Origin of the sequence: Stenotrophomonas sp. (genome assembly GCF_031995405.1) — a bacterium.
Lineage (GTDB): Bacteria > Pseudomonadota > Gammaproteobacteria > Xanthomonadales > Xanthomonadaceae > Stenotrophomonas.
This window is the reverse complement of sequence record NZ_DAMAGC010000047.1, coordinates 22,125-28,676: the sequence shown is the minus strand read 5'-3', so window position 1 is coordinate 28,676 and position 6,552 is coordinate 22,125. Positions and strand designations below refer to the sequence as shown.

Here is a 6,552-nt window from a genome sequence, read left to right as displayed (position 1 = left end):
CGGGTCTTGGCCACCATCCTCTCGCGCTCGCCCGGATCCAGGTCGATCCGGACCTCGGTCCAGTCGCGCCCTTTGCTCTTGAGGAAGTTCTTGGCGGCCACGCAGTACGGGCAGACCGCGGTCGAATAGATGGTGATGGCGGGGGCCCCACCCGGGTTGGACGCAACATCTTGGCTCACGGGAAACTCCACGGACAAACGAGTGTCTGTATATGGTAGCTGGCTGCTGGATTTTCCACGTCATCACCGCAACACTGTGGATTAACCGCAGATTTGCATGGCGCCTGTCACGCTGCCGCCTGGTCCCCCGCCCTGCCCGTCCTGGAGCTTGTATTGCGCCCTCTGCTGCTCTCCGCTGCGCTGACTCTCGCCCTGGCCGCGCCGTGGGTGTCTGCACAGGAGTCCAAGCTGCCCGACATCGGCTCGTCGGCCGGTGAACTGCTGACCCCGGCCCGTCAGGCCGAGTACGGCGGCATGATGCTGCGCGAGCTGCGCAACTACGGCTACCTGCTGGACGACCCGCTGGTGGACGACTGGCTGCAGACCATGGGCGCCCGGCTGGGCTCCAACAGCGCCCAACCGCGTCAGTCGTACACGTTTTTCATGCTCAAGGACCGCCAGATCAACGCCTTCGCCACCCTGGGCGGGTACGTGGGGGTCAACGCGGGCCTGGTACTGACCGCCGAGCGCGAGGACGAAGTGGCGGCGGTGCTGTCCCACGAAATCGCCCACGTCACCCAGCAGCACGTCCTGCGCGGGGTGGAGCGGGCCCAGCGCGACCAGATCCCGATCCTGCTGGGCATGCTGGCGGCGGTGGTCGCCGCGCAGCAGGCCGGCGGCAGTTCGTCGGGCGATGCGACCATGGCCGCGATCACCTCGGGCATGGGCCTGATGCAGCAGCGCCAGATCAACTACACCCGCAGCAATGAATCCGAGGCCGATCGCCTGGGCATCCGCACCCTGGCCCGCAGCGGCTACGACGTGGATGCGATGGCCGGCTTCTTCGAGCGCATGTCCGCCTCGATGCGCGGCAATGCCGGCGGCTACTCGGTGCCGGACTTCCTGCAGACCCATCCGGTCACCACCACCCGCATCAGCGAGGCCAAGGCACGCGCCGAGCAGATGAAGAAGGACACCGTGCTGCTCACCACCGAGGTGCCCGGCGGGGTCCGCCAGGAGCGGGTGAACCCGACCGATCCGGCGTTGTCCGATCCGATCGTGCGCGGCACCAACCCGATGCTGCCCGCGTCTATGCAGATCTCGGTCAACAGCCTCAGCCGCGGCGCCACCGGCCAGTTCGAATGGGCGCGCGAGCGCCTGCGCGTGCTCAGCGCCGATACCCCCGGCGATGTGGTACGTGAATACGAGAACCTGCAGCGCGCGCAGAAGCAGGGCCTGACCCAACCGCAGCGCTACGGCCTGGCCCTGGCGCGGCTGCGCAACAGTGGCGCCGGTGACGCGCGGCGCGACCTGACCGCGCTGCTCGGCGACCACCCCGACAATCTGTGGATCGCGCTGGCGCTGGGCGAGGCCGAATCGCGCTCCGGCCAGCCGAGCCAGGCCAATGCGCGCTTTGAGACCTTGCTGCGCCAACACCCGGGCAGCCGCCCGGTGGCGCTGACCTACGCGGAGATCCTCAACGAGCAGGGGGGCCGCGAGGCCGGCCAGCGCGCCCAGGCGATGCTGCGACCGCTGCTGTCGCAAAGCGGCAATGATCCGGTGTTCCAGCTGCGCTACGCCCGCGCCAGCGAACTGGCCGGCGATACCGTGCGCGCCAGTGAGGCCTACGCCGAAGCGGCGTTCCTGAACGGCCGCCCGGAACAGGCGTTGATGCAGCTGCAGGCATTGAAGAAGCAGCCGGCGCTGGATTACGTGGGCCGCGCCCGGGTCGATGCGCGCATCGAGAGCATCACCCCGACCGTGCTGGAGATGCGCCGCCAGGGCATCCGCGACCCCGAGCTGGAGCGGCGCTGAGCCGGCCGCCGCCCCGGCGCCAGATGACCGCGCCATGGCAGTTGCGGGCAATGTGGGCCAGGGCCGTCACAAACATGTCATGAAACCGTAGTCTACTGGGCTCAATCCCGGTCTGATAAGCAATACGGTGCGCACGTGCAGAAACGCATTCTGATCGTCGATGACGAACCCGCGATCCGCGAAATGGTCGCCTTCGCCCTGCGCAAGGGCGACTACGACCCGATCCACGCCGGCGACGCCCGCGAGGCGCAGACGGCGATCGCCGACCGCGTCCCTGACCTGATCCTGCTCGACTGGATGCTGCCCGGCACCAGCGGGCTGGACCTGGCCCGACGCTGGCGCAAGGAAGCCCTCACCCGCGAGGTGCCGATCATCATGCTCACCGCGCGCGGCGAAGAGAATGACCGCGTTGGCGGCCTGGAAGCCGGCGTGGACGATTACGTCGTCAAGCCGTTCTCGGCCCGCGAACTGCTGGCCCGTATCCGTGCGGTGATGCGCCGCGCCCGCGACGATGACGAAGACGGCAGCGTCGCGGTGGGGTCCATCCGCATCGACGGCGCCGCCCACCGCGTCTTCGCCGGTGACCAGCCGGTGCCGATCGGTCCGACCGAATACCGCCTGCTGCACTTCTTCATGACCCATCCCGAGCGGGTCTACACCCGCGCGCAGCTGCTGGACCACGTGTGGGGCGGCAGCGTGTACGTGGAAGAGCGCACCATCGACGTGCACATCCGTCGCCTGCGCAAGACGCTGGAACCGTTCGGCGCGGAGAACATGGTGCAGACCGTGCGCGGCGCCGGCTACCGGTTCTCGACCTCGACCTGAGTCTCGTCGGGCCGGTGCCTGGCCATTGCGCCCGGTGCCGGCCACTCCTGCTATAACCTTGGATCGTGTCCGAGGACCGCACTTTCTGCGAGACCGCAATGCCCCGCCACATCCGTTCTGCCTGGTTGAAAACGCTGGCCACCCTCGCCGCCCTGCTGCTCGCGGCCGGCGTGCTGGGCCTGCTGGTCGGACATGTATGGATGTGCATCGCACTGGCCTCCATCGGCGCGCTGGCGTGGCACTACTGGCGCCTGCGCCGGGTGCTGCGCGGGCTGACCGCCCGGCATCGCTGGGACATGGGGGACGGCACCGGCGTGTGGAACGAGCTGGACCGGCTGCTGTACCGCAATCAATGGGAAATGCGCACGCGCAAGCGGCGCCTCCTGGACATGTTGCGCAGCTACCGCGCCGCCGCCGCCGCGCTGCCCGATGCGGTGGTGGTGGTGGACCGCAACAGCCAGCGCGTGCAGTGGTTCAACGAAGCGGCGACCTCGCTGCTCGGCCTGCACCACCCGGGCGATTTGGGCGAGGCGCTGGTGCAGCGCCTGCAGCCGATGCCGCTGGCCCACTGGCTGGCCGGCGGGCGCAATGCCGAGCCGATCCTGGATGTGCCCTCGCCGGTCGATCCGGCCATCCGCCTCAACCTGCGCCTGATCCCGTACTCGCCCGATTACTGGCTGCTGATCGCCCGTGACGTGAGCAAGCTGCTGCGCCTGGAACAGGTGCGCCGCGACTTCGTGGCCAACGTCTCCCACGAACTGCGCACGCCGTTGACGGTGGTGCACGGGTACCTGGACATGATGGAGCCGGAGGATTTCCCCGGCACCGGTCCGATGCTGGAAGAAATGCGCAAGCAGTCCCAGCGCATGGCGCAGCTGGTCGAAGACCTGCTGACCCTGTCGCGGCTGGAATCGCAGGAACACACCGAGGAAGAAGCGGTGGCGATGGCGCCGATGCTGGCCACGCTGCGCCGCGAGGCCGAGGCACACAGCCAGGGCCGCCACCAGATCAGCGTGGTCGACAACGCCGGCGTCGACCTGCAGGGCTCCAACAAGGAACTGCACAGCGCGTTCTCCAACCTGGTCACCAACGCGGTGCGCTACACCCCCGCCGGCGGCCGTATTGAAGTGGAACTGGCGCGCGAGGGCCAGGGCGCGGTGCTGTCGGTGCGCGACACCGGCTACGGCATTCCCGCCACCCACCTGCCGCGCCTGACCGAACGCTTCTATCGCGTGTCGAGCAGCCGCTCGCGCGAAAGCGGCGGCACCGGGCTGGGTCTGTCGATCGTCAAGCACATCCTGGGCCTGCACCACGCGCGCCTGGAGATCCAGAGCGAGGTCGGCAAGGGCAGCGTGTTCTCATGTCACTTCGACGCCGACCAGGTGCGTGCGCGCACCGAAACGGCCTCCCTTCCTTCTGCAGAAGACTTCTCCGCATGAGCACCCTCGTCCCGATCGCCGTGCCGGTGGACAACGATCCGCTGCGCGACCCGGCGCTGTACATCAACCGCGAACTGTCGCAGCTGGATTTCAACTTCCGCGTGCTGGCCCAGGCCATGGATACGCAGGTGCCGCTGCTGGAGCGCCTGCGCTTCATGTGCATCTCCTGCACCAACCTGGACGAGTTCTTCGAGATCCGCGCTGCGGCCGTGCGCCACGCGCAGGAGTTCGGCCTGCCGCCCGCTCCGGACGGCATGACCCCGCAGGCGATCCTCAATTCCATCCACGACCGCGCTGCCCAGCTGGTGGACCAGCAGTACCGCTGCTGGAATGAAACCCTGCGCCCGGCGCTGCACGAAGCGGGCATCGACGTACTCGGCCGACATTCCTGGAACCACCGCCAGAAGCGCTGGCTGCGCGCGTTCTTCCGCAACGAAATCATGCCGGTGCTGTCGCCGCTGGGCCTGGACCCGTCGCATCCGTTCCCGAAGATCCTCAACAAATCGCTGAACATCGTGGTGGTGCTCAAGGGCACCGACGCGTTCGGTCGTGCCGGCCACCTGGCGATCGTGCGCGCGCCGCGCTCGCTGCCGCGCATCATCCAGCTGCCGGAAAAACTGGGCGGCGCGCAGACCTATGTGTTCCTGTCTTCGGTGCTGTCCACCTTCGTCGATGAGCTGTTCCCGGGCATGGAAGTCCAGGGGGCCTACCAGTTCCGCGTGACCCGCAACTCCGAGCTGGTGGTGGACGAGGAAGAAGTGGAGAACCTGGCCCTGGCGCTGCGCGACGAGCTGGTCGACCGCGGCTACCGGCCGGCGGTGCGCCTGGAGATCGCGCAGGATTGCCCGCGCGACATCGTGCGCACGCTGCTGCAGAACTTCGGCCTGACCGAAAACGCGGTCTACCGCATCGACGGCCCGGTCAACCTGAACCGCGTGATCCAGCTGTACGACCTGCTGGCCCGCCCGGAGCTGAAATACCCCACGCTCAACCCGCGCGTGCTGCGCGACGGGGACGGCATCTTCGATGTGGTGTCGCGCAAGGACGTGCTGCTGCACCATCCCTTCGATGCGTTCACCCCGGTGCTGGACCTGATCAAGCAGGCCGCGGTGGATCCCAACGCGCTGGCGATCAAGCAGACGCTGTACCGCACCGGCAAGGATTCGCAGATCGTCGATGCGCTGATCCAGGCCGCGCGCAACGGCAAGGACGTGACCGTGGTGGTCGAGCTGCGCGCGCGTTTCGACGAAGAGGCCAACCTTGGCCTGGCCGATCGCCTGCAGGAAGCCGGCGTGCAGGTCGTGTATGGCGTGGTCGGCTACAAGACCCACGCCAAGATGCTGCTGATCGTGCGTCGCGAGGGCCGCAAGCTGCGCCGCTACGTGCACCTGGGCACCGGCAATTACCACAGCGGCACGGCGCGTGCGTACACCGACCTGAGCCTGATCACCGCCGATCCGGATATCGGCAACGACGTGCACCTGCTGTTCCAGCAGCTGTCCGGGCTCGCGCCGCGGACCAAGCTCAAGCGCCTGCTGCAGTCGCCGTTCACCCTGCACCCCGGGCTGCTGCAGCGCATCGATCGCGAAACCCGGCTGGCCGCCAGTGGCCGCCCGGGCCGGATCATCGCCAAGATGAATGCCCTCAACGAGCCGCAGGTGATCCGCGCGCTGTACGCCGCCTCGCAGGCCGGCGTGCAGATCGACCTGATCGTGCGCGGCGCCTGCACGCTGCGTCCGGGCGTGCCCGGGGTGTCGGACAACATCCGCGTGCGCTCGATCGTCGGCCGCTTCCTCGAGCACAGCCGGGTCTACTGGTTCGGCAACGATGGCGCCGCCGAGCTGTACTGCGCCAGCGCCGATTGGCTGGAGCGCAACCTGCTGCGGCGGGTGGAGACCTGCTTCCCGATCCTGGACCCGGAGCTGGCGCGCAAGGTGTACCGCGATGTGCTGCAGAACTACCTGGACGACAACCTCAATGCCTGGGAACTGCAGGCCAACGGCGAGTACGCCAAGTGCACCCCGGGCCACGACGAGCCGCCGCACTCGGCCCAGATGACGTTGATGCAGGGCCTGTAGCTGCTCGCGTGATCGCATGCGCGCTGCCGCCCGACGGCTTGCTACGCAGGCCGTGGGCCGCTCTTGCCTCCCCCCACACCCCGCGCCGGTTGGCGCGCCCCCTGACCCGGGGGCCATGCGGCCGGATGCATCGCGGTAGTACTGGCCGTTGCGCGCCAGCGTCATGAACCGCTGCGACTCCAGGTCGCATCCCATGTGAAGGCCGCGCGGTGACTTCGCGCCCCACCCATCGGCTAA

At 68.2% G+C, this 6,552-nt stretch carries 5 protein-coding genes; 4 read left to right on the top strand and 1 reads right to left on the bottom strand.

Annotated elements, in window-relative coordinates; all coding sequences use genetic code 11:
* On the bottom strand, positions 1-179 hold a 179-nt coding region (locus tag RTO53_RS10460), incomplete at its 3' end, for a glutaredoxin domain-containing protein (protein ID WP_312237726.1).
* A gap of 153 nt (positions 180-332) precedes the next feature.
* Here RTO53_RS10460 and RTO53_RS10455 point away from each other — a divergent pair.
* From RTO53_RS10455 to ppk1, 4 genes are all read left to right on the top strand, one after another.
* On the top strand, positions 333-1,973 hold the full coding sequence (locus tag RTO53_RS10455) for a M48 family metalloprotease (protein WP_312237724.1): 1,641 nt from the start codon (positions 333-335) through the stop codon (positions 1,971-1,973).
* Between the two features lie 135 nt (positions 1,974-2,108).
* Entirely contained in the window at positions 2,109-2,798 is a 690-nt protein-coding gene (gene phoB, locus RTO53_RS10450; protein ID WP_068849561.1) for a phosphate regulon transcriptional regulator PhoB, read from the top strand.
* Positions 2,799-2,896: 98 nt separating this feature from the next.
* On the top strand, positions 2,897-4,237 hold the full coding sequence (gene phoR / locus RTO53_RS10445; protein WP_312237723.1) for a phosphate regulon sensor histidine kinase PhoR: 1,341 nt from the start codon (positions 2,897-2,899) through the stop codon (positions 4,235-4,237).
* Positions 4,234-6,315, top strand: a complete 2,082-nt coding sequence (gene ppk1, locus RTO53_RS10440; protein ID WP_312237722.1) for a polyphosphate kinase 1 — start codon at positions 4,234-4,236, stop codon at positions 6,313-6,315. Before phoR ends, ppk1 begins: the two co-directional genes overlap by 4 nt.
* Positions 6,316-6,552: the final 237 nt, after the last annotated feature.